At 69.3% G+C, this 18,334-nt stretch carries 22 protein-coding genes; 12 read left to right on the top strand and 10 right to left on the bottom strand.

Features of this window, described 5'->3' with window-relative positions; all coding sequences use genetic code 11:
* Positions 1–25: 25 nt before the first annotated feature.
* The gene (locus ABZ195_RS21875) at positions 26–502 is read left to right on the top strand and encodes a (2Fe-2S)-binding protein (protein WP_355221468.1); all 477 of its coding nucleotides are present in this window, start codon (positions 26–28) and stop codon (positions 500–502) included.
* A complete protein-coding gene (locus ABZ195_RS21870; protein WP_355221466.1) occupies positions 499–2,640 on the top strand; it encodes a molybdopterin cofactor-binding domain-containing protein in 2,142 nt (713 codons plus the stop codon). The genes ABZ195_RS21875 and ABZ195_RS21870 overlap by 4 nt, the downstream gene beginning before the upstream one ends.
* A gap of 7 nt (positions 2,641–2,647) precedes the next feature.
* Here the strand turns inward: ABZ195_RS21870 and ABZ195_RS21865 are convergent, their stop codons facing one another.
* Positions 2,648–3,103, bottom strand: coding sequence for a MarR family winged helix-turn-helix transcriptional regulator (locus tag ABZ195_RS21865; RefSeq protein ID WP_355221464.1), 456 nt, complete (start codon positions 3,101–3,103; stop codon positions 2,648–2,650).
* Positions 3,104–3,172: 69 nt separating this feature from the next.
* On the opposite strand from ABZ195_RS21865, the gene ABZ195_RS21860 reads away from it, so the two are divergent.
* Both ABZ195_RS21860 and ABZ195_RS21855 read left to right on the top strand, forming a co-directional pair.
* Complete coding sequence (locus ABZ195_RS21860; RefSeq protein ID WP_355221462.1) at positions 3,173–4,435, top strand: multidrug effflux MFS transporter; 1,263 nt, start codon at positions 3,173–3,175, stop codon at positions 4,433–4,435.
* 92 nt (positions 4,436–4,527) lie between these two features.
* The gene (locus ABZ195_RS21855; protein WP_355221460.1) at positions 4,528–5,925 is read left to right on the top strand and encodes an NAD-dependent succinate-semialdehyde dehydrogenase; all 1,398 of its coding nucleotides are present in this window, start codon (positions 4,528–4,530) and stop codon (positions 5,923–5,925) included.
* An 18-nt stretch (positions 5,926–5,943) separates the two neighbouring features.
* Here the strand turns inward: ABZ195_RS21855 and ABZ195_RS21850 are convergent, their stop codons facing one another.
* Positions 5,944–6,906, bottom strand: coding sequence for an ATP-dependent DNA ligase (locus ABZ195_RS21850; protein ID WP_355221458.1), 963 nt, complete (start codon positions 6,904–6,906; stop codon positions 5,944–5,946).
* 35 nt (positions 6,907–6,941) lie between these two features.
* Here ABZ195_RS21850 and ABZ195_RS21845 point away from each other — a divergent pair, with 35 nt between their 5' ends.
* Positions 6,942–7,301, top strand: a complete 360-nt coding sequence (locus tag ABZ195_RS21845) for a DUF1622 domain-containing protein (protein ID WP_355221456.1) — start codon at positions 6,942–6,944, stop codon at positions 7,299–7,301.
* On the opposite strand, the gene ABZ195_RS21840 is transcribed toward ABZ195_RS21845, so the two are convergent.
* A complete protein-coding gene (locus ABZ195_RS21840; RefSeq protein WP_355221455.1) occupies positions 7,298–8,101 on the bottom strand; it encodes an SDR family oxidoreductase in 804 nt (267 codons plus the stop codon). The two genes, ABZ195_RS21845 and ABZ195_RS21840, sit on opposite strands and share 4 nt — an antisense overlap.
* Before the next feature lie 42 nt (positions 8,102–8,143).
* On the bottom strand, positions 8,144–9,421 hold the full coding sequence (gene kasB, locus ABZ195_RS21835) for a 3-oxoacyl-ACP synthase KasB (RefSeq protein WP_355221453.1): 1,278 nt from the start codon (positions 9,419–9,421) through the stop codon (positions 8,144–8,146).
* A gap of 194 nt (positions 9,422–9,615) precedes the next feature.
* Between kasB and ABZ195_RS21830 the strand changes: the two genes are divergently transcribed.
* Positions 9,616–9,945, top strand: a complete 330-nt coding sequence (locus ABZ195_RS21830) for a hypothetical protein (RefSeq protein ID WP_355221452.1) — start codon at positions 9,616–9,618, stop codon at positions 9,943–9,945.
* Positions 9,946–9,948: 3 nt separating this feature from the next.
* Here ABZ195_RS21830 and ABZ195_RS21825 read toward each other — a convergent pair whose 3' ends face one another.
* Together ABZ195_RS21825 and ABZ195_RS21820 are read right to left on the bottom strand one after the other, a co-directional pair.
* Positions 9,949–10,635 carry a sensor domain-containing protein gene (locus ABZ195_RS21825; protein WP_355221450.1) on the bottom strand — a complete coding sequence of 229 codons (687 nt, stop codon included), beginning with the start codon at positions 10,633–10,635 and terminating at the stop codon, positions 9,949–9,951.
* A gap of 9 nt (positions 10,636–10,644) precedes the next feature.
* Entirely contained in the window at positions 10,645–11,133 is a 489-nt protein-coding gene (locus tag ABZ195_RS21820; protein WP_355221449.1) for a hypothetical protein, read from the bottom strand.
* 376 nt (positions 11,134–11,509) lie between these two features.
* Here ABZ195_RS21820 and ABZ195_RS21815 point away from each other — a divergent pair, with 376 nt between their 5' ends.
* From ABZ195_RS21815 to ABZ195_RS21805, 3 genes are read left to right on the top strand one after another with little or no spacing between them, the layout of a single operon-like run.
* Positions 11,510–12,187: an MspA family porin gene (locus ABZ195_RS21815; protein WP_355221447.1), complete on the top strand. Its 678-nt coding sequence runs from the start codon at positions 11,510–11,512 to the stop codon at positions 12,185–12,187.
* Between the two features lie 37 nt (positions 12,188–12,224).
* The gene (locus ABZ195_RS21810; RefSeq protein WP_355221446.1) at positions 12,225–12,920 is read left to right on the top strand and encodes an MspA family porin; all 696 of its coding nucleotides are present in this window, start codon (positions 12,225–12,227) and stop codon (positions 12,918–12,920) included.
* A 41-nt stretch (positions 12,921–12,961) separates the two neighbouring features.
* Complete coding sequence (locus ABZ195_RS21805) at positions 12,962–13,660, top strand: hypothetical protein (RefSeq protein ID WP_355221444.1); 699 nt, start codon at positions 12,962–12,964, stop codon at positions 13,658–13,660.
* Here ABZ195_RS21805 and ABZ195_RS21800 read toward each other — a convergent pair.
* The gene (locus ABZ195_RS21800) at positions 13,657–14,043 is read right to left on the bottom strand and encodes a hypothetical protein (RefSeq protein WP_355221442.1); all 387 of its coding nucleotides are present in this window, start codon (positions 14,041–14,043) and stop codon (positions 13,657–13,659) included. The two genes, ABZ195_RS21805 and ABZ195_RS21800, sit on opposite strands and share 4 nt — an antisense overlap.
* 95 nt (positions 14,044–14,138) lie before the next feature.
* Between ABZ195_RS21800 and ABZ195_RS21795 the strand changes: the two genes are divergently transcribed.
* A complete protein-coding gene (locus ABZ195_RS21795) occupies positions 14,139–15,248 on the top strand; it encodes an aldo/keto reductase (protein ID WP_355221441.1) in 1,110 nt (369 codons plus the stop codon).
* Between the two features lie 50 nt (positions 15,249–15,298).
* On the opposite strand, the gene ABZ195_RS21790 is transcribed toward ABZ195_RS21795, so the two are convergent.
* The gene (locus ABZ195_RS21790; protein ID WP_355221439.1) at positions 15,299–16,258 is read right to left on the bottom strand and encodes a ferritin-like domain-containing protein; all 960 of its coding nucleotides are present in this window, start codon (positions 16,256–16,258) and stop codon (positions 15,299–15,301) included.
* Positions 16,259–16,369: 111 nt separating this feature from the next.
* Positions 16,370–16,522 (bottom strand): CDGSH iron-sulfur domain-containing protein, encoded by a 153-nt coding sequence (locus ABZ195_RS21785; RefSeq protein ID WP_264037011.1) that lies wholly within the window; start codon positions 16,520–16,522, stop codon positions 16,370–16,372.
* A 179-nt stretch (positions 16,523–16,701) separates the two neighbouring features.
* Here ABZ195_RS21785 and ABZ195_RS21780 point away from each other — a divergent pair, with 179 nt between their 5' ends.
* Positions 16,702–16,914 (top strand): DUF3072 domain-containing protein, encoded by a 213-nt coding sequence (locus ABZ195_RS21780; protein WP_355221437.1) that lies wholly within the window; start codon positions 16,702–16,704, stop codon positions 16,912–16,914.
* A gap of 8 nt (positions 16,915–16,922) precedes the next feature.
* Complete coding sequence (locus ABZ195_RS21775; RefSeq protein ID WP_355221435.1) at positions 16,923–17,681, top strand: DUF2071 domain-containing protein; 759 nt, start codon at positions 16,923–16,925, stop codon at positions 17,679–17,681.
* Here the strand turns inward: ABZ195_RS21775 and ABZ195_RS21770 are convergent.
* Positions 17,678–18,331: an enoyl-CoA hydratase-related protein gene (locus tag ABZ195_RS21770; RefSeq protein ID WP_355221432.1), complete on the bottom strand. Its 654-nt coding sequence runs from the start codon at positions 18,329–18,331 to the stop codon at positions 17,678–17,680. The two genes, ABZ195_RS21775 and ABZ195_RS21770, sit on opposite strands and share 4 nt — an antisense overlap.
* Positions 18,332–18,334: the final 3 nt, after the last annotated feature.

The following is an 18,334-nucleotide window of genomic DNA, read 5'->3' as shown; positions in this document are numbered from 1 at the left end:
ACGATGGACACGTGTGGAGGCAACCATGACGACGCTCTCGGTCAACGGCAGGCTCGAGCAGGTGACGACGGAGCCCGAGACCGCCCTGCTGTACGTACTGCGAAACCACCTGGGGTTGAAGGGAACTCGCTTCGGCTGCGGTTTGGCGCTGTGCGGGTCGTGCATGGTTCTCGTCGACGGCCGGCCCAGCTACTCCTGTGACGTCCCCGTCGGGAGTCTGGCGGGCCGCGAGGTCACCACCGTCGAGGGGCTGAGCACACCCGAGCGCCCTCACCCGGTGGTCGAGGCCCTCGTCGAGGGCCAGGCGGCTCAGTGCGGGTACTGCATCTCCGGGATCGTGGTCTCTGCAGCGGCGCTGCTCGAGCGGACCGCCGACCCGACGGACGAGGAGGTGCGCCGGGCGCTGGATGGCAACCTGTGTCGGTGCGGTGCGCACAACCGGATCGTGCGCGCGGTGCTCTCGGCCGCCGCCGAACTGCGCCGCCGGGACGAGCAGCGGTGACCGCCGTCGCGGCGAGCCTGCCACCGTCGATCCTGGCCAACCCCATGGTCGACGACTGGTTGAGGCTCTTGGCGAACGGAAGCGTCGAAGTGCGTTCCGGCAAGGTCGAACTCGGGCAGGGAGTGTTGACCGCGCTCGCTCAGATCGTGGCCGAGGAGTTGGACGTCGACCTGGGGCGGATCGCCATGACGGCGGCGACGACCGGGTCGAGCCCCAACGAGGGGTACACCGCAGGGAGTCTGTCGGTACAACACTCCGGTGCGGCGCTGCGAATGGCCGCAGCCGAGGCCAGGGCGATACTCCTCGACGCGGCGGTTCGCCGGTGGGGCGTGTCGCCCGACGGGCTGAGGGTGACCGACGGTGTCGTCACAGCACCAGACGGTCGGTCGGCGAGCTACTGGGAACTGACGCACGAAGACCTGCTGCACGAGCCGGTGACCGGCGCGGCGCCGACCAAGTCGGTGACCGAGTACCGCGTCGTCGGTGCCCGCGTGCCCCGAGTCGACCTGCCCGACAAGGTCGCTGGGCGGCCGCGGTTCGCACACGATCTCGCGCTGCCCGGGATGGTCTTCGGCCGCGTCGTCAGGCCGCCCTCGCGTGCCGCTGCGCTGCGGTCGGTGGACACTACGGCGACGCTGGCGTTGCCGGGGGTGGTGACCGTCGTCCGCGACGGCGACTTCCTCGCCGCGGTGGCCGAACGGGAGGAGGTGGTGCTGCGGGCCGCCGAGCGACTCCGCGCCGACGCGGTGTGGGACGAGCACGCGACGCTGCCAGACGAGTCCGATCTACCCGCCTTCCTCACGTCGGCTCCCGCGGTCGAGACCGTCGTCGTGGACGACGGTGGCGGGGATCCGGTTCCCGCTGGCAGCAACGTTTTTCACGAGGCGCGCTACGACCGGCCGTACCTGGCCCACGCGTCGATGGGACCGTCGACGGCGACCGCACTGGTCACCGGCCTGGGTGCGGACGCGCTGCTGGAGGTGTGGACGCACAGCCAGGGCGTGTACCTCCTGCGACGGGAGATGTCGCGGGCACTGGACGTCGCCGAGGAACGCATCGTCGTGCGGCACGTGGCGGGGGCTGGCTGCTACGGACACAACGGCGCCGACGACGTCGCCCTCGATGCGGCACTTCTGGCGCTGGCCGTCCCCGGCCGTCCCGTGCAGGTGGTGTGGTCGCGTCCCGACGAACTCGGATGGGCGCCCTTCGGACCGGCCGCAGTGGTGCGCATCGCCGCCGAGGTCGACCGCGAGGGCGCCGTGCTGGCGTGGCGCCACGACGTCTGGGGCAACGGTCATGTCACCCGGCCGGGCTTCGTCGGCACGGTGGGTCTGCTCGCGGCCAGTCATCGCGAGGGTGGTGAGCCGATTGGTCCGGCCGGTGAGCCGCCGCTGGACAACGGTGGTGGCGCGGCACGAAACGCGGTTCCGGGCTACGACTTTCCCCGCGGTCGGGTGGTGAATCATCTGTTGTCGGTGATGCCTCTGCGCACGTCGGCCCTGCGCTCGCTGGGCGCGTTCGTCAACGTCTTCGCCATCGAGTCGTTCATGGACGAACTGGCCGTCGCCGCGGGCCGGGACCCCGTCGAATACCGGCTCGCCCAGCTGGCCGATGCCCGGGGCCGTGCGGTTCTGGAGGCGGTCGCACGACGCTCGGGCTGGGCGCGGCGGGTGGCGGGGGAGTCCCGCGGTCACGGCGTCGCCTACGCCCGGTACAAGAACACCAGCGCCTACTGCGCGGTGGTGGCCGAGGTCGAGGCCGCCAGCGAGATTCGCGTTCGCCGGCTGACGGTGGCGGTTGACGCCGGCCTGGTGGTCAACCCCGACGGTGCGGAGAACCAGGTCGAGGGCGGCGCGATTCAAGCCACCAGCTGGGCGGTGAAGGAGAGGGTCCGCTTCGACGACCGGTCCGTCACGAGCGACACGTGGGAGACGTACCCGATCCTGACGTTCTCCGAGGTGCCACTGGTCGACGTGGAGTTGTTGCCCGGCAACGGGAATCCGTCGCTGGGTGTGGGGGAGACCGCTCAGGGCCCCACCGTGGCCGCCATCGCCAACGCGATCTACGACGCGATCGGCGTACGGGTGCGCAGCCTGCCGTTCACGGCGGACCGGATCGTCGCGGCCATGCCGGACTGACGGTCGGTCAGTCGCCTGCCGGTGGCGTCCGTCTGAGACGGTCGAGGAGTTCGCGCGCGTCGTCGACCCGGGCCCGGTCGTCACCGAGGGCGGCGCCGAGCAGCGCGGCCCGCCGGGACCGGACGACGTCGATGTTGCGCTTGGCCAGGGCGGTGACGGTCAGGTTGGCCGTGCGGCCGTCGGAGGGGTCACTACGCCGCTCGACGAAGCCCTGATCGTCGAGAACGCGTAGCGCGGCACTGAAGTTGCTGCTGCGCATCCGGAGGTCGTGTGCCACGTCGCTGGGTCGGCAGCCGGGGTGGCGGTCGACGTACTCCAGCACGGCCGCCTCGACCGTCGACAACGGGACCACCGTGTCGGCGGCCTGGTCCCAGGACCGAATGAGGCGTGCGGCGTGCATGATCGCGTCCGCCAGGTCGGCCAGGGCCGACTCGCGTGCGGTGGGGGATTCGGCGCGACTCATGAAGCCGACGTTACGCCGATGAAGCTATGTATGTATAGTTACTTGAACATAGCTAATGGAGGATGGGACATGACGACCAAGGCCGACGACGCCGAACGGATGGAGCGACTGCTCTCGCCCGCGGAGAACCGCCCGGCGATCACCGGGCCGCTGCTTCTCGTGCTCGCGCTGTTGTCGGCGGTGGCCCCCTTCGCGACCGACCTCTACCTCTCGGCGTTCCCGACCATGACCGGCGATTTGAGAACCAGTGCGACGTCGGTGCAGTTGACCCTGACCGCCTTCCTCGTCGGAATCGCGCTGGGCCAGTTGGTCTTCGGGCCGCTGTCGGATCGACTGGGGAGGCTGAGGCCCCTGGTGGTGGGATCCGCGCTCTGCCTGATCGCCAGCGCTGCCACGGCCCTCGCGCCGACGGTGGACGTACTCATCGCCGCCAGATTCGCCCAGGGCGTCACGGGTGCCGCCGGCATGGTCATCGGCCGGGCGATCATCTCCGACCTCGCCGTCGGGGCAGCCGCCGCGCGGGCGTTCAGTCTGATGATGCTCGTCGGTGGCATCGCGCCCGTGGTGGCGCCGGTGCTCGGCAGCGTCCTGGTCGGGCCGCTGGGGTGGCGAGGCGTGCTGTGGGTGGTCTTCGGCATCGTCGCGGCCATGTTCGTCGGAGTCGTGGCCGTCGTCCGCGAAACCCACACCGCCGAGCGCCGTACGGCGGCGCGTTCCGATCGGACCGGGTCGCCATCGGTGCTGCGCGCGCTTCGGTCGCGCGTGTACCTCGGCAACGCGCTCGCGTTCGCGTTCGCCTTCGCGACGATGATGGCCTACATCTCCGCCTCGCCCTTCGTCTACCAGGTGATGATGGGATTCAGTCAGGTGCAGTACGGAATCGCGTTCGGCGTCAACGCACTTGGGCTTGCGGCGGTGAGCGCCGTGTCGGCGAGACTGGCCGGCGCCCGCTCGATCCGGGGGCTGGCGGGAACCGGTCTCGCGCTGTGTCTGGCCGCGGTGGTCGTGATCGCCGTCGTGGTGGCGCTCGGAGCGCCGGCGTGGCTGTTGGCGGTGCCGCTGTGGGTCGTCGTCTCGAGTCTCGGCCTCGTCTTCGGCAATGCCACCGCGCTCGCGCTCGCCGGGGTCGCCGGGGTCGCCGGGTCGGCGTCGGCCGCGCTGGGCGCGCTGCAATTCGGCCTCGGCGCCGTCGTGTCCCCGTTGGTCGGCATCGGCGGCGAGCACACGGCCGGGCCACTTGCGGCGGTGATGCTGGTGGCGATCTCGGTCGCCTGCGCGTCGTTCCTGCTGGGGCGCGAACGGCCGCCTGCCGGGGAGTTAGCTGGCGCGTGAGCGCCCAGACGGGTGTCCTGGATCCGGCGGCGCAGCACCCGTGCGGTGACTAGATTGGTGGTGCGTCACTCACTACCGAGGGAGTTCCCATCATGACTGCGACCGTGTCGACTCAACCCACCTACCGGGTGGTCAATCCAGCCACCGGCGACGTCGGTGAGTCGTTCGACTTCGCCTCCGAGGCCGAGATCGAGGCTGCCCTGGCGGCCTCCGACGCAGCGTTCCGCTCGTGGCGCGACATGCCGATCGCCGAACGGGCCCGCATCGTGTCGCGCGTGGCCGAACTGTTCCGGGAGAACTCGGCCCGTCTCGGCGCGATCGCCACCGAGGAGATGGGCAAGCCCCTGCAGGAAGCCGTCGACGAGGCGGACTTCTGCGGCGACATCTTCGAATACTTCGCCACCGAGGGTCCCGAGTTGGCCGCCGATCAGGAGATCAAGACCTTCGCCAAGGGCAAGGCATACGTGCAGCGACTGCCCATCGGCCCGCTGCTCGGCATCATGCCGTGGAACTATCCCTTCTATCAGATCGCCCGGTTCGCTGCGCCAAACCTGGTGCTGGGCAACACGATCATCCTCAAGCACGCCGAGTCGGTACCGAAGTCGGCGCTGGCAGTACAAGAGATCATGGACGAGGCGGGAATCCCGAAGGGTGTGTACACCAACATCTTCGCCTCCTATGACCAGATCGAGAAGATCATCGGCGACCGCCGCGTCGTCGGCGTCTCGCTGACCGGTTCGGAGCGCGCCGGTTCGGTCGTCGCCGCGATCGCGGGCAAGAACCTCAAGAAGTGCGTGCTCGAACTCGGCGGGTCCGACGCCTACGTCGTGCTCGACACCGACGACGTCAAGGCCTCGGCGGATCTCGCCTGGGACACCCGGATCGGCAACACCGGCCAGGCGTGCAATTCGAACAAGCGGATGATCGTCAGCGACGACATCTTCGACGACTTCGTCGGGCAACTCGTCGAACGGGCCAAGGACCTCAAGCCGGGTGATCCGGCCAAGCTGGAGGACGGGGCCTTCTCGCCGCTGTCCTCGCGCAAGGCTGCCGAGATCCTCGACGAGCAGGTGCAGGACGCCGTGTCCAAGGGGGCGACGCTGCACGCCGGTGGCGTGCTCGGGCAGGGCCCTGCCGCGTACTACTCCCCGGCGGTGCTGACCGGCATCACCCCCGAGATGCGCGCGTACCGCGAGGAGCTGTTCGGGCCCGTTGCGGTCGTCTACTCCGTCTCCAGCGACGAGGAGGCCCTCGAGCTGGCCAACGATTCCGACTACGGTCTCGGCGGCGCGGTGTTCAGCACGGACACGCAGCGCGCAGAGAAGATCGCGCAGCGTCTCGAGTCCGGAATGTCGAATGTCAACACCCCGGCCAACGAGGGCCAAGAGGTGCCCTTCGGAGGCGTGAAGCGCAGCGGTTTCGGCCGCGAGCTAGGACCGCTGGGCATGGAGGAGTTCGTCAACAAGCGGATGTACTTCGTCGCGGAGTGACCTGAGACGGACCGTCCCCTAGTCGTCCGCGGTGCGGCGGGCGCGGCGTTTGCCCTCGTGCATCGCCGCCACCCGGGCGACGGGGATGGTCCGGCCCTGCGCGACGAGATCCTCCGGCAGTCGTTGCGGCGCGGGCATCGAATCCCGCCACGGGTCCCGGCCGTCGAGTGCGGCGAGCGCCGTGTGGACGGTGAAGTCCGCGGGAGACACCCGGTCGAGGTCGGACCAGTCCAGCGGGAACGACACCGGTGTCCCCGGCCTCAGTCGCGGGCTGTACGCCGCGGCGACGGTGGCCCCACCGGCGCGGGTCGAGTCGACGAACACCTTGCCCGCCCGGTCCGCCACGATGTACGCGGTGGTGGCGATGTCCGGGTCCAGTGCCTCGGCCCGGGCGGCGAGCGCGCGGGTCGCGGCGGCGACGTCCTCGACCGGGGCGGCCGCATTGCCGGAGTCGACGGGGACGAAGACGTGAATGCCCTTGGCGCCACTGGTCTTCACCGCGCCCACGAGCCCGCTGTCGGCGAGCGCCTGACGCACCAGGTGCGCGACGGCGACCACCGACGCGAAGTCGTCGTCGCCGGGCGGGTCGAGATCGAGGATGAGATGCGTAGGGCGGTAGACGTTCTCGGCCAGTCCCAGCGTCGGGTGGTACTCGACCGCACGTTGGTTGGCCAGCCACAGCAGCGTTCGGCGGCCGTCGCACAGCGCATAGTGCACCTCACGGTGTGATGCCTCGGCCCACATCGACGTGGTCCGGACCCAGTCCGGGGTGTACTTCGGGACGTTCTTCTGCATGAACGGAGCCCGGCCGCGCAGTACCCGCAGCACGGTCAGCGGTCGACCGGCCAGTCCCGGCAGCAGCCGGTCGGCGACGGCGTCGAGGTAGTCGACCAGATCGCGCTTGGTGGCGTTCGCCTCGGGGGTCAGCGGCTCGTCGAGGTTGGTCAGGTCCACCCCGTCGCGCTGCTCGCTGGTTGCCACCCCTGCCATGCTGCCCGACGGTTAGCCTCGGTGTCGTGGAGTTCATCGAGGTCGTCGAGCTGGTCGGCAAGGTCGTCGACGGTGTCGGCGTGGCGATCATCGCTGTCGGTGCGGTCGTAGCGGGGGGCGTCGCCGTCGGACGGTTGATCCGCCGGTCGGCCGACACCTACCGATTCTTCCGAGAGACGTTGGGCCGCACGATCCTACTGGGTCTGGAGTTCCTGGTAGCGGCCGACATCATCAGGACGGTGGCGGTCACCCCCAATGCGCAGAGCGTTGCCGTGCTGGCCGGCATCGTGGCGATCCGGACGTTCCTGAGCTTCTCACTCGAACTGGAGATCACCGGTCGATGGCCGTGGCAGAAGAAGCCCGCCGCCGACCCCGCCGGCGGTTAGGTGCCCGACGCGGTGGTGGCGATCCCGCCGTCGACGGGAATGACCGCCCCGGTCAGATAGGAACCCGCCCGGCTGGTCAGGAACACTGCGACGCCGGCCATGTCGTCGGGCCGGCCGATGCGGCGAAGAGGGGCCGCCGCGGCGATCGCGTCGCCGAACGCGTCGAGCGTGGCGGCCATCATCTTGGACTGAAACGGTCCGGGCGCAACGGCATTGACGGTGACGTGGCGCGGGCCGAGCTCGCGGGCGAGTACGCGCGTCAACTGGTGCAGGGCCGCCTTGCTGCTCGCATAGGAGTACACCGGCAGCTTGCTGACGTGAATGCCGTCGATGCTGCCGACGTTGACGATGCGGGCCGGATCGTCGGCGGTCCCCGCCGCCTCCAGCGCTGGCAGCAGCGCCTGGACGAGCCAGAACGGGGACTTGAGATTGAGGTCGAGGACCCTGTCCCAGGCCGCGTCCGGGAACGTCTCCAACGGTTCGCCCCACGTCGCCCCGGCGTTGTTGACCAGGATGTCGAGGCGGCCGGAATCGGCGGTGACCAGTTCCGCGAGGCGCAGGCACTCGTCGTGATTCGACAGGTCGGCGGGGATGGCCGTCACGTCCCCGAACGCGGCGAGCTCGTCGCACGCCCGGGCGCAGGCGTCGGCCTTGCGCGAGCTTACGACGACGCTGGCTCCCGCCTGCAGGAGGCCCCGGGCGATCATCAGGCCGATCCCCCGGGTGCCACCCGTGACCAGCGCACGCTTACCGGTCAGCTCGAAGAGCTGTGCGTGCGTCGTGTCGCGAACGTCGGTCATGGGCTCGCCTCTCGCGCCCGGGCTCTCGGTCGCCCAGGCTGATCAGTACTTGCCGAAGGCTAGCGCCACGTTGTGCCCGCCGAACCCAAACGAGTTGCTGACGGCGTATTCGTAGTTGCCGGAACGGGGTTCGCCCGCCACGACGTCCAGGTCGACCTCCGGGTCGAGGTTGTGGAGGTTGAGCGTCGGGGGGACGACGCCGTCGCGTAGGGCCATCACGGTCAGGACGGACTCGACGGCGCCCGCGGCGCCGACCGAATGGCCCAGCGCCGACTTGGGTGCGTAGACCGCAGCGGAGCTGCCGATGGCGCGGTTGATGGCCGCCGCCTCGGCGACGTCGCCGACCTTGGTGCCGGTGGCGTGGGCGTTGACGTGGTCGATGTCGCCCGGCGTGAGTCCGGCGAGTTGGACGGCGCGCGTCATCGCGTGGCCGGCGCGTTCGCCGTTGGGGTCCGGCGCCACGATGTGGAATCCGTCGGAGGTGATGCTCGCCCCCATCAACCGGGCCAGGATGTTCGCGCCGCGAGCCTTGGCGTGCTCCTCGGTCTCGATGACCATCAGCGCGCCGCCCTCGCCGAAGACGAAGCCGTTGCGATCGCGGTCGAAGGGGCGGCAGGCGCCGGCCGGGTCGTCGTTGGTGGTCGACAACACGATGCGCATCTGCGCGAACGCCGCGATCGGCACCGCCTCGATCCGGTTCTCGACGCCACCACAGACCGCGATGTCGGCCTCGCCGAGGACGATCTGTCGCCACGCCTGGGCGATGCCCTCCGAGCCGGAGGCGCAGGCCGACACCGGCGTGATCACCCCCGCCTTGGCGTGCCGGTCGAGGCCGACGGCGGCGGCCGGCCCGTTGGGCATGTACATCTGGACCGCCAGCGGCGACACGGCCGCCATGCCGCGCTCGCGCATGTCGTCCCACGCGAAGACCAGGGCCTCGGTGGCACCCATGCCGGTACCGATGGACACGGCCAGGCGATTGCTGTCGACCTCGGGGTTGCCGGCGTTCTGCCACACCCGTCGGCCCAGCACCGTCGACATCCTCTGCACGTAGCCCAGACGCCGCTTCTCGATGCGGGTCAGATCGTCTTCGAAGTCCTCGAGAAGGTGACCGCCGATGCGCACCGGCAGCTTGAACTCCTCGACGTACGGGTCGTCGAGCAGGCGGATTCCGCTCTGACCGTCGAGCAGAGCCTTCCAGGTGTCGTCGGCGCTGGTGGCCAGCGACGTCGTCATCGCGATGCCGGTGACGACGACGTTCGGGAGGCCGTTTCCGGTGCTCAGACCGGCGACCTGTGAGGAGTTGACTGGTGACGGCACGAGGGTCCCCCATGGTGAAGTTCAGGAGTGGCTGGCCCTCTGCTGGACCTGCGGAACGCTCCGCGGCACGCGTGGGCGGGGATCGAAATCCTTCGGCGCCCAGGCGGCTCTCAAGAATCTTATACAAGTCGTCTCGTGAGTGCATCTGAGCACGTGATCTGCGGGTTTACCCTTGCCCGGCGTATGGTCGAAGGGTGTCCGACATCCTGCGACGCACCGCTTGGTCGGCCTTTGCTGGGGCCCTGGTGCTCGGCTGCGCGCCCGTCGCGGTAGCCGATCCGTCGTCGCTCGCAGGGCAACCGGCCGATGCCGCCGTCGCCGAGCTGCAGGCGCAGGGGTACGACGTGCAACTCAACTGGGTCAACGGCTTCGACACCAAGCCACTCTCGGAATGCCGGGTGACCAACGTCAACGACCCGGCCAGCAGCCCGCCGGCCCCCGGCACCTTCACGACGGTCTACGTGGACGTCGTGTGCCCGAACCACGACGGCGGTGGGTTCGGCTTCGGTGCCGGCATCGGTTAGTCGCTAACGGGGCAGCTTCGCGGTGATCGCGTCGGCCACCGCAGAGGCCATGGTCACGCTGCCCAGGTCCCGGCTGCAGGCCTGGACGTCGACGATCACGTTGTCGTCGACGGCGAGCACCCGCTGGCAGGACGCGAAGCCGTTGACCTCACCCCGGGTGAACGGAATGGCCAAGCTGGTGTCGGTCTTGGTGAGTTCACCGCTGCGCCACTTCGGCAGGGGTTTGTCGTTCAGGGTGATGTTGACGTTGTGATTGGTGCACTTCGACCAACGATCCGCCGACTGGTCGAAGAAGTCACGGGCCGCGTCGGTCGACGGATAGTTGACGACGGACTGCACCACCAGGGTGTGCCAGGCGTCGGTGTCCGGAGAGCGCAACAGTTCCTGGCGCAGGGCGATCCAGCCGTCCTTGCCGTAGACGCCGGCCTCGTTGACCTGCCAGATGCCAAGGCAATTCAGATTTGGCAGCAGGTTGCGATGATCGCTCATCACGTCGACCCGCGGGTGGGCTGTCATCCCGGTGGTGCCGGTGACGGAGTCGACCTGGTCGGCGCTGAGCAGGATCCCGTCGAGTGCGTTGGCGGGGACGAGTTCTGGTGGGGACGACGGTGCGGAGGCCTGACTGGAACACGCGGCCAACGTCAGCGATGCCGAGGTCGCGACGGCGAGAAGGCAGGTGGTGAAACGCATTACCAGTCGTCAGGCATGCGTGCCAGCCGCCGCGCAGGCCTGCTGCGCGTTGGTGGCGTCGTTGTTCATCTCGGTGGCCGTCGTGTTCAAGCTGTCACCCGGGATGCGCAGCGCCATCTTCAGGAGCAGTTTGGTGGCATCGGCCGACCAGGCGCGCATCGGGTCGGCGATGCTGGGGTCGAGTCCGGGAGTGTTCGCCGATTCCGTGGCCACGCCGGCGGCCTGACGCAGGGCGGTGCGGCCCACCTGGTTGCTGCTCTGCACGGCCGGATCGTTGTAGTCCGAGCCCTCGAAGGAGTCGGAGAACTCTCCGTAGTACTCGGCGGCGCCGTCGAGTGCCTGGGCGAAGTTCCCGCACGCCGTCACCGCAGGCGGGGCAGCGTCATCCGACATCGGCACGGCGTCGACGGCCACCGCAGGATTGTCCGGGACGGCGTCGTCGTCGGCGAAAGCCGTTGCCACGTTGGTCAATCCCATCCCGAGGGTGATCGCGGACACCGCCGCTGCTCGTTTCCACACGCCGGATGACGTCAAGACTTCCTCCAAGGTGGTCGGTGCGGGCGATCCGGTGTCGAGCCGGCGTCGTCGATCCCCACCGTCGGACAGTCAAGCGGCCAACTGGTGAACGGCTGGCCAACGGGCGGCATCCAACTCCGATCCATCCGGCCAACCCATCCTGTGAGCTCGTTGAAAACGGCAATTCGCCTGCAAGACGGCGCTTTCCGTGGGCGTCGGAGCAGCACACGCTGGACGGAAACGAGGTGCTGACAGTTGGCCGTCCGTTCACCTCGCGGCAACCCGGCCATTGGATGCTTCGCCGCGACAGATCCGTTATCTGCTTGAGATTTCGACCACGAGAGGCGCCGATTCACTCATGTTGAACCGTTTTGCGACGCTGGCAGCTGTTTGCATTGCCATCCCGGTCGGGACGGCGCCCGTAGCGCTCGCCGATCCGCCGGCACCGGATCCCGCCGTGCAGCCCGTCGGCGCCCCCGGCCCCCCGCCGGACACCGGCGCCGTTCCGTCTGCTGCCCCCGGAATCCTCGCCACCCCTGACGGATGGACGCTGACGGTGGTCGGAAGCAACGAGACCCAGCTTCCGGTGGCGCCGTTGACCACGGCCATCTCCTCTCGCGAGTACCTCATCTCCGGCACCTTCACCGGGACGATCGCCGGGGGCGGAAAGACCAAGCTGACCGGCGGCACCATGGAGGCCGGTGAGCAGATCGGTTGCGGCATCATCTCCGACGAGACCGAGATCAACCCCGGTGCCAGCATCACGCCGGCGATCAGCTCGATGGGCCTGCCGAGTGTGAGCGCAGGTATCAGCCTGCAGGGCAAGGTGTATCTGAAGCCGGGCACCGTCACCACGGTCGCGCTGGACAAGAAGTCCTTCAAGGGAACCACCACCCGCATCACCCTCACGGGGGTCCGCGTCAAGACCGACCAGTGCGCGGGACAGTCGTTCATCCGCTCCTACGCCACGCTGACCAGCTCGACCGACAACACCGATGACGTCATCACCTATCTCGGCGTCACCAAGTCCGTCTAGCAGCCGGCCGCCCACTCCGAACTCGAAAGGCTCCGCAATGTTGAATCGTCTCGCCCTGCTGGCTACGGCCGGCGTGCTGTTCTCGATGGGCGCCGCGCCCGTCGCGCTGGCCGACCCGCCGCCGCCAGACCCTGCCGTCGCGCCCGTCGGCGATCCGGGTCCGCTGCCGGACAACGGCATCGTCGGCTCGTCCGAGCCGGGCGTCGTCACCACCCCGGACGGGTGGACCCTGACCGTCGCGGCAACCAACGAGAGCGAGCTCCCCGTCGCGCCGTTGACCACGGCGCTGTCCTCGCGCGAGTACCTGGTGGGCGGCACGTTCACCGGCACCGTGACCGGAAAGGGAAAGACCACGCTGGCCGGCGGCACGTTGGAGGCGGGCTACCAGATCGGCTGCGGTATCGAGCTCGGCCAGGTCCGCCTCATCGGTCAGGCCGGTATCGGCGTCGGTGGTCTCAGCTTCCCGGCCACGGGTCCGGTCTTCGCCCCTGCCCTCACCTTCCCGCTGTCGGGCACCATCGAGATCCACCCGAAGCCGGGCACCGTCTCGACCGTCACCGTGGACAAGAAGACGTTCAAGGCCGCCCCGGTGCGGGTCACGCTCAAGGACACCCACATCAAGGTCGACGGGTGTGTCGGTCAGTCCTTCCTGCGGTCCTACGCCACGCTGACGAGCTCGACGACCGACACCGACGACGTGGTGGCCTACTACGGCATCACGAAGTCCGTCTGACCTGACCCACCTTCCGGGCCGCACACCGAAGAACGAGGCACATGGCAATGATTGACCGACATCGCATCGTCGCCGCCGCGTGTGGCCTGGCTGCCGTCGGAGCGGCGGTCGCCTTCCCGGCGACCGCCGCAGCCGACGACCTTCCCCCCGACCCCCTGCCCGTCGCGGCGGACCCAGCCCCACCCGGGCCGCCCCCGCCTCCCGCGGTCGGCCCCGCGGTGCCGATGCTGGGAAATCTGGGCCCGACTGGTCTCGACGTGCTCGCCCAGAGCAACGCGCCCGCGGTGCCCGGTGCGCTCGGAGCCCCGTCGGTGATAGGGCTCGGCGGCGACAGCGTGCTGGGGCAAAACCCGGTTCCCGAGGCGCCCAACGGCGGTACCGGCACCGTGCCGAACCTCAACGTCTTCAACAACGCCTACGGCGCCCAGCAGCTCAACGACGTGCCCTCGGCGCCCGGACAGGGGACGCAGTTCGGGGTTGCCCCGGGTGACGAGAACGCCGACGTGCGCAAGGGCATCTGGTTCGGCCGCTGGATCGACCTGCAGCGCGACGGCCGCACCTACGGCGGGCTTGGCCAGGCACCGAAGCAGCAACTTGGCGAGCCGCTGCCGGGCACCGCGCCGCCGCCGGGAACGGTCATTCCGCCGGGGCTCGTCGACTTCCTGCCCGACCCCGCGGACGGCCCGACACCGCCGCCCGGCCTGATCCTGCCGCCGCCCCCGCCGCCGCCGGGCAACTAGGGCGGCGGTTCGGGAAGGGGCGCGTCGACCATGCCGTCGAGGCCCGCGTCGGCTTGACCGTCGGGCAGGGCTCGCGACGGCAGCACGATCAGCGGGCGCTCGTCGGGGTCGGCGTCGGCTCGCATCGGTGCGGCGCAACCCATTCCGAATCTGGTGGGCGTCGGGACACCCGCGTTCTGCGCACAGCACTGGGTGACGACGGCGTCGGCGTCCTGTCCCGGCGCGGGCACCGTCGTCGAGGTGCACTGGGTGTAGGCGTCGACGTCGAAGATCGGTGAGGCGTGGGCGACGGCCGTCGGGGTGATCGCACAGGCGGCGGCCAGGCCGGTGAGGATCGGCGCGAGCCTCCGTCGTCCGGTGCGGGATCCGTTCGCGGCTGCCATGCCTGCTTTCTATCAGAGCCTCAGGGTCCCCGACGTCGGAACGCCGCACCCGTTTTGGACTTGCGGGTCCATTTTTGGACGTGCACTCTGTCGCCATGGCACTCGATCAGTACTACCTCCTCGGCACGTCGGGCCTGCGCGTGAGTCGGCTTGCGCTGGGCACCATGAACTTCGGCACGGGTGGCTATCACGCCGCCTATGGCAAGACTCTCGAGGAGAGTCGGTCCATCCTTCGCCGCTATCTCGACGACGGCGGCAACTTCGTCGACACGGCGGACTTCTACACCGCCGGTGAGAGCGAGACGATCGTCGGCAGACTCCTCGCCGAGGCCAAGATGCGTGACCGGGTGGTGCTGACCACCAAGTTCACCAACAGCGTCGCACCCGGTGACCCGAATGCCGGCGGCAACGGCAGGAAGCACATGATCCGCGCGCTCGAGGACTCGCTACGCCGACTGGGCACCGACTACGTCGACCTCTTCCTGCTGCACACCTGGGATCGGCTGACACCGGTCGAGGAGGTGCTGCGGACCTTCGACGATCTGACGCGGGCAGGCAAGATCCGGTACGCCGGTCTGTCCGATGTGCCGAGTTGGTATGCCGCACAGGCTCAGACGCTGGCCGGCGCACATTCGCTGCCACCAATGGTGAACCTGCAGTTGCCCTACTCGCTGATCGAGCGCCAACTCGAGGTCGAACATCTGGCGATGGCGCACACCCTCGGCGTGGGCATCACGGCGTGGAGTCCGCTCGCGGGCGGGTTTCTGAGTGGGAAGTACCGCCACGACGCCACCCGGGGACTCGACGGCGACGGTCGGCTGGCTACCCCCGGCGGGTCGGGACTTGGGCTGACCGAACGGGACTGGCAGCTCCTCGGGCCGCTGGAGTCGGTTGCCGACGAGCTGGGCGTCACGATGGCCCAGGTCGCGGTCAACTGGGTCGCCACCCAGCCCGGCATCGCGTCGGCCATCGTCGGTGCCAGCAGCGCAGACCAACTGGGAGCCACGATGGCCGCCCTGGACTTCGAGCTCCCCACCGAGCTGAGGGCCACGTTGGACGAGGCCAGTGCGGTGGCCCCCGAGTCGGTGTACCGGATGTTCACGCCCGGCTACCAGAGCCAGCTAGTCAGTCCCGGCGTCAAGGTCGGCGACCAGCCGGCGGGCTACCGGCCGGTGGTTCGAAACTGGGTGATGCAGAGTGCATGACGAAGGCCCCGCGATCCGGGGGATCGCGGGGCCTCGTCGTCACGCGGGTACTAGTTGATTCCGACGACTTCCTGGGCGATGGCCGCGATGCGCGTCTGGGCGGCGGACACCACGCCCTGACGCGCCTTGTGTGCCTCTTCGTAGGCCAGGATCGCGCGGACGTCAGCCGGGTTGCTCAACGCCTTGATGGCGCTCACGGCCTCGGAGACGTTCAGCTCGTCGAAGCCGTCGACCGGCAGCTCGTCGGCGTCGAGGGCACCGGTGGCGGTGCGGACGGAGTGCAACACGTCGGCTGCGTGCTCCGCGCCACCGTCACGGATGACGGCCTCGGCGGTCTCGAGCGCGGCGTCGCGTGATGCGGAGACGGTCCTGCTCGCGACGTCGCCGACACGCTTGCCGCGGTTGATCAGTTCGCTCAGCGCCAGCGGGGTCGCGCGCACGGTGTCCACGGCCTTGTCGAGGCGGCGGACCGACCAGGTGACCGGCACGTTCACGAGCTGGATGGCGGTACCGGCCGCGGCCTGCAGGGGCGTCCGGCGCAGTGCGGCGGGTCCGCCCAGGGCGTCCTCGGCGAGCACGGTGGTCAGCCAGTCGACGGTCGCAGCGTGGGCGGTGATGAGACGGGTGGCCAACTTCTCGACGTCAGATTCCTGGGCGGCGACGGCGAGCGCCTTGACGTAGCGCGAGCGGTCGAAGAGCTGGTGCTCGAGCGCCAAGTCGCCCAGCAGTGCCTCGTCGAACGGCTGCGCCTGCTCGGTGAGCGCCTTGACGGCTGCAGCGGCGCGCCCCAGGAACGGGCCGATGACGTCCGGCAGTCCACCGAGCTGGCGGATCGCCTGCTCGATCGCCTCGGCGCGCTCGCGACCGTTCTCGGCGTTCTGCGTCAGTTCCCGGCGTACGGCGTCCGTACGGGCCTGCAGTACGCGTGTCTCGGCGACCTGAATCTCAGTGTGGGTCAGATCGAGCAAGACCCGAAGCTGTGCGATCAAAGTATTTGTGGTCGTTGTCATTTGGGTTCGCCCCTTCGGCGTTGACGTGGCTCGGCGCGGGGTGCACCTACCCCAGTTGCGTACCCGTCGCTCAGTCTGGTAACCGCATTCGGCGGCATTGTGGGCGAGGTCTCAGGGCGTCGACCGGCGCCGCTTGCGGTGGCTGGTGTCGCACAGGGGGTAGGTCTTGCTGCGCCGACAGGTGCAGATCGCGACCATGAACCGGTCGGATTCGACGGTCGACCCGTCGGGGGTCTCCACGCGCACCGGACCCTGGACCATCATGGGCCCGCCAACCGTCAGGCGAACCAACCTGACGTCGTCGCCGGTGGTGATGGCGGGTGGCTCGGGGGTTGGCGGATCGGTCGGCACCTTCTGCGCATGCCCCTGTGCAGGGCGCGCGAAACGGCGTACAGGTTTCGAACAGACGTGCGACGGATACTCGGGGCGTGGAGGTGATGTCCGTGACCGAGAATGCGCAGCAGGCGCCGAACGAGACAGCTGAGAAGGACACGTCGCAATGGGTGACGGGTGACGAGCCGATGACCGGGCCGCAGCGGAGTTATCTGCACACGTTGGCACAGGAGGCCGGTCGGGAGGTTCCCGACGACCTGACCAAGGCCGCGGCGTCGGACATGATCGACGAGCTGCAGCAGGAGACCGGTCGCGGGCAATAGGTGCGACGATGGCGGACGTGTCGGAGTCGGTGTCGCAGTCGCTGCCCGAGGGTTTCGCCGTCGCCGCGCCATCGGTGCCGCGGCCGGTGTTCACCCGTCAGTTCTGGGGTGACCTGACCTTCGTGCACTGGCCGGTGGATCCAGATGCCGTCGCGCATCTGTTCCCCGCTGGCTCGCGGCCCGACGTGTTCGCCGACGGGTTCACCTACGTGGGGTTGGTGCCGTTCGCGATGAGTCGCCTATCGCTGGGCATTCCACAGGCGGTGCCGTACTTCGGCAGCTTCCTCGAGACCAACGTGCGCCTCTACTCGACCGACGACGAGGGTCGCCACGGCGTGCTGTTTCGATCCTTGGAGACCGCGCGTCTGGCCGTCGTGCCGGTGACGCGGACGGTGTTGGGCACGCCGTACACCTGGGCGCGGATGCGGCTGATCCGGCACGGCACGCGAATCACCTACGACAGCACGAGGCGGGTTCCGCACCGTGGGCTGCGTTGCCGGGTGGGGGTCGAGGTAGGCCCCGTCGTGGAGCCCACCCCGCTCGAGGTGTGGTTGACCGCGCGGTGGGGAGCCCACACCCGCAAGGCTGGCCATACCTGGTGGGTGCCCAACGAGCACGTGCCCTTTCCGCTGCATTCGGCGTCGATCGTCGAACTGCAGGACGACCTGGTCTCGGCCGCCGGGGTCCAGCCGGTGGGGGAGCGCCTTCGCGGCCTGTACTCGCCGGGGGTGTGGGCGAGCTTCGGCAGGCCGAGCGTCGTGGCCTAGGTGGCCAGGGCCGCGAGCGCGGCACCGTACATCGTGGTCTTGACCGCACCCACCGTGCCGGGGTCCTTGCCGCCGTACGGTGCGATCAGGGCCACGGCGTCGGAGACGACGGAGTCCTCCTCGGCCGTTGCGTCCACGATGCCGAAGTCCACGGCGTCGACCCCGCCGAAGCGCCGGCCCGTGGTCATCGACGCCACGGCGGCGGCCGGGGTCAGCTTTGCCTGGATCAGCGCGGCCATGCCCGGGGTGAACGGGATGCGAATGTCGACCTCGGGAAAGCAGAAGAAGCCGCGGTCGGCCCGCATCACGCGGTAGTCGTGGGCCATCGCGAGCATGGCGCCGGCGCCGAACGCGTGTCCGTTGAGAGCGGCGGCAGTAGGCATGGGGCACACGAGGATCCGTGCGAACAGCGCGTGGACCCGTCCCACGTAGGCCTGCATCTGGTCGCCGTGCGCCATCAGCCAGTCGAGGTCGAGACCGTTGGAGTAGAACTTCCCGGTGCCGGTGGTCACCAGCCCGCCGGCCCCCGACGAGACGACCTCGTCGACGTGACCCTCGACGTCGTCGAGGAAGTCCAGTGAGAAGCGGTTCTCGTCGTCGCCGAGGTCCAGCACGGCGATCGAGTCGGTGTGAGTCACGGTGACGGTCAAGGG

Source organism: Mycobacterium sp. NPDC006124 (assembly GCF_040614235.1).
GTDB lineage: Bacteria > Actinomycetota > Actinomycetes > Mycobacteriales > Mycobacteriaceae > Mycobacterium.
The sequence above is the reverse complement of the archived record's forward strand: the minus strand, read 5'-3'. Positions and strand labels throughout refer to the sequence as shown.

Coding starts and splice junctions, on each gene's coding strand:
- ABZ195_RS21875 (WP_355221468.1), top strand. CDS start 26: ATGACGACGCTCTCGGTCAACGGCAGGCTCGAGCAGGTGACGACGGAG.
- ABZ195_RS21865 (WP_355221464.1), bottom strand. CDS start 3,103: ATGAGTCGCGCCGAATCCCCCACCGCACGCGAGTCGGCCCTGGCCGAC.
- ABZ195_RS21860 (WP_355221462.1), top strand. CDS start 3,173: ATGACGACCAAGGCCGACGACGCCGAACGGATGGAGCGACTGCTCTCG.
- ABZ195_RS21855 (WP_355221460.1), top strand. CDS start 4,528: ATGACTGCGACCGTGTCGACTCAACCCACCTACCGGGTGGTCAATCCA.
- ABZ195_RS21840 (WP_355221455.1), bottom strand. CDS start 8,101: ATGACCGACGTTCGCGACACGACGCACGCACAGCTCTTCGAGCTGACC.
- ABZ195_RS21825 (WP_355221450.1), bottom strand. CDS start 10,635: ATGCGTTTCACCACCTGCCTTCTCGCCGTCGCGACCTCGGCATCGCTG.
- ABZ195_RS21815 (WP_355221447.1), top strand. CDS start 11,510: ATGTTGAACCGTTTTGCGACGCTGGCAGCTGTTTGCATTGCCATCCCG.
- ABZ195_RS21810 (WP_355221446.1), top strand. CDS start 12,225: ATGTTGAATCGTCTCGCCCTGCTGGCTACGGCCGGCGTGCTGTTCTCG.
- ABZ195_RS21805 (WP_355221444.1), top strand. CDS start 12,962: ATGGCAATGATTGACCGACATCGCATCGTCGCCGCCGCGTGTGGCCTG.
- ABZ195_RS21800 (WP_355221442.1), bottom strand. CDS start 14,043: ATGGCAGCCGCGAACGGATCCCGCACCGGACGACGGAGGCTCGCGCCG.
- ABZ195_RS21795 (WP_355221441.1), top strand. CDS start 14,139: ATGGCACTCGATCAGTACTACCTCCTCGGCACGTCGGGCCTGCGCGTG.
- ABZ195_RS21790 (WP_355221439.1), bottom strand. CDS start 16,258: ATGACAACGACCACAAATACTTTGATCGCACAGCTTCGGGTCTTGCTC.
- ABZ195_RS21785 (WP_264037011.1), bottom strand. CDS start 16,522: ATGATGGTCCAGGGTCCGGTGCGCGTGGAGACCCCCGACGGGTCGACC.
- ABZ195_RS21775 (WP_355221435.1), top strand. CDS start 16,923: ATGGCGGACGTGTCGGAGTCGGTGTCGCAGTCGCTGCCCGAGGGTTTC.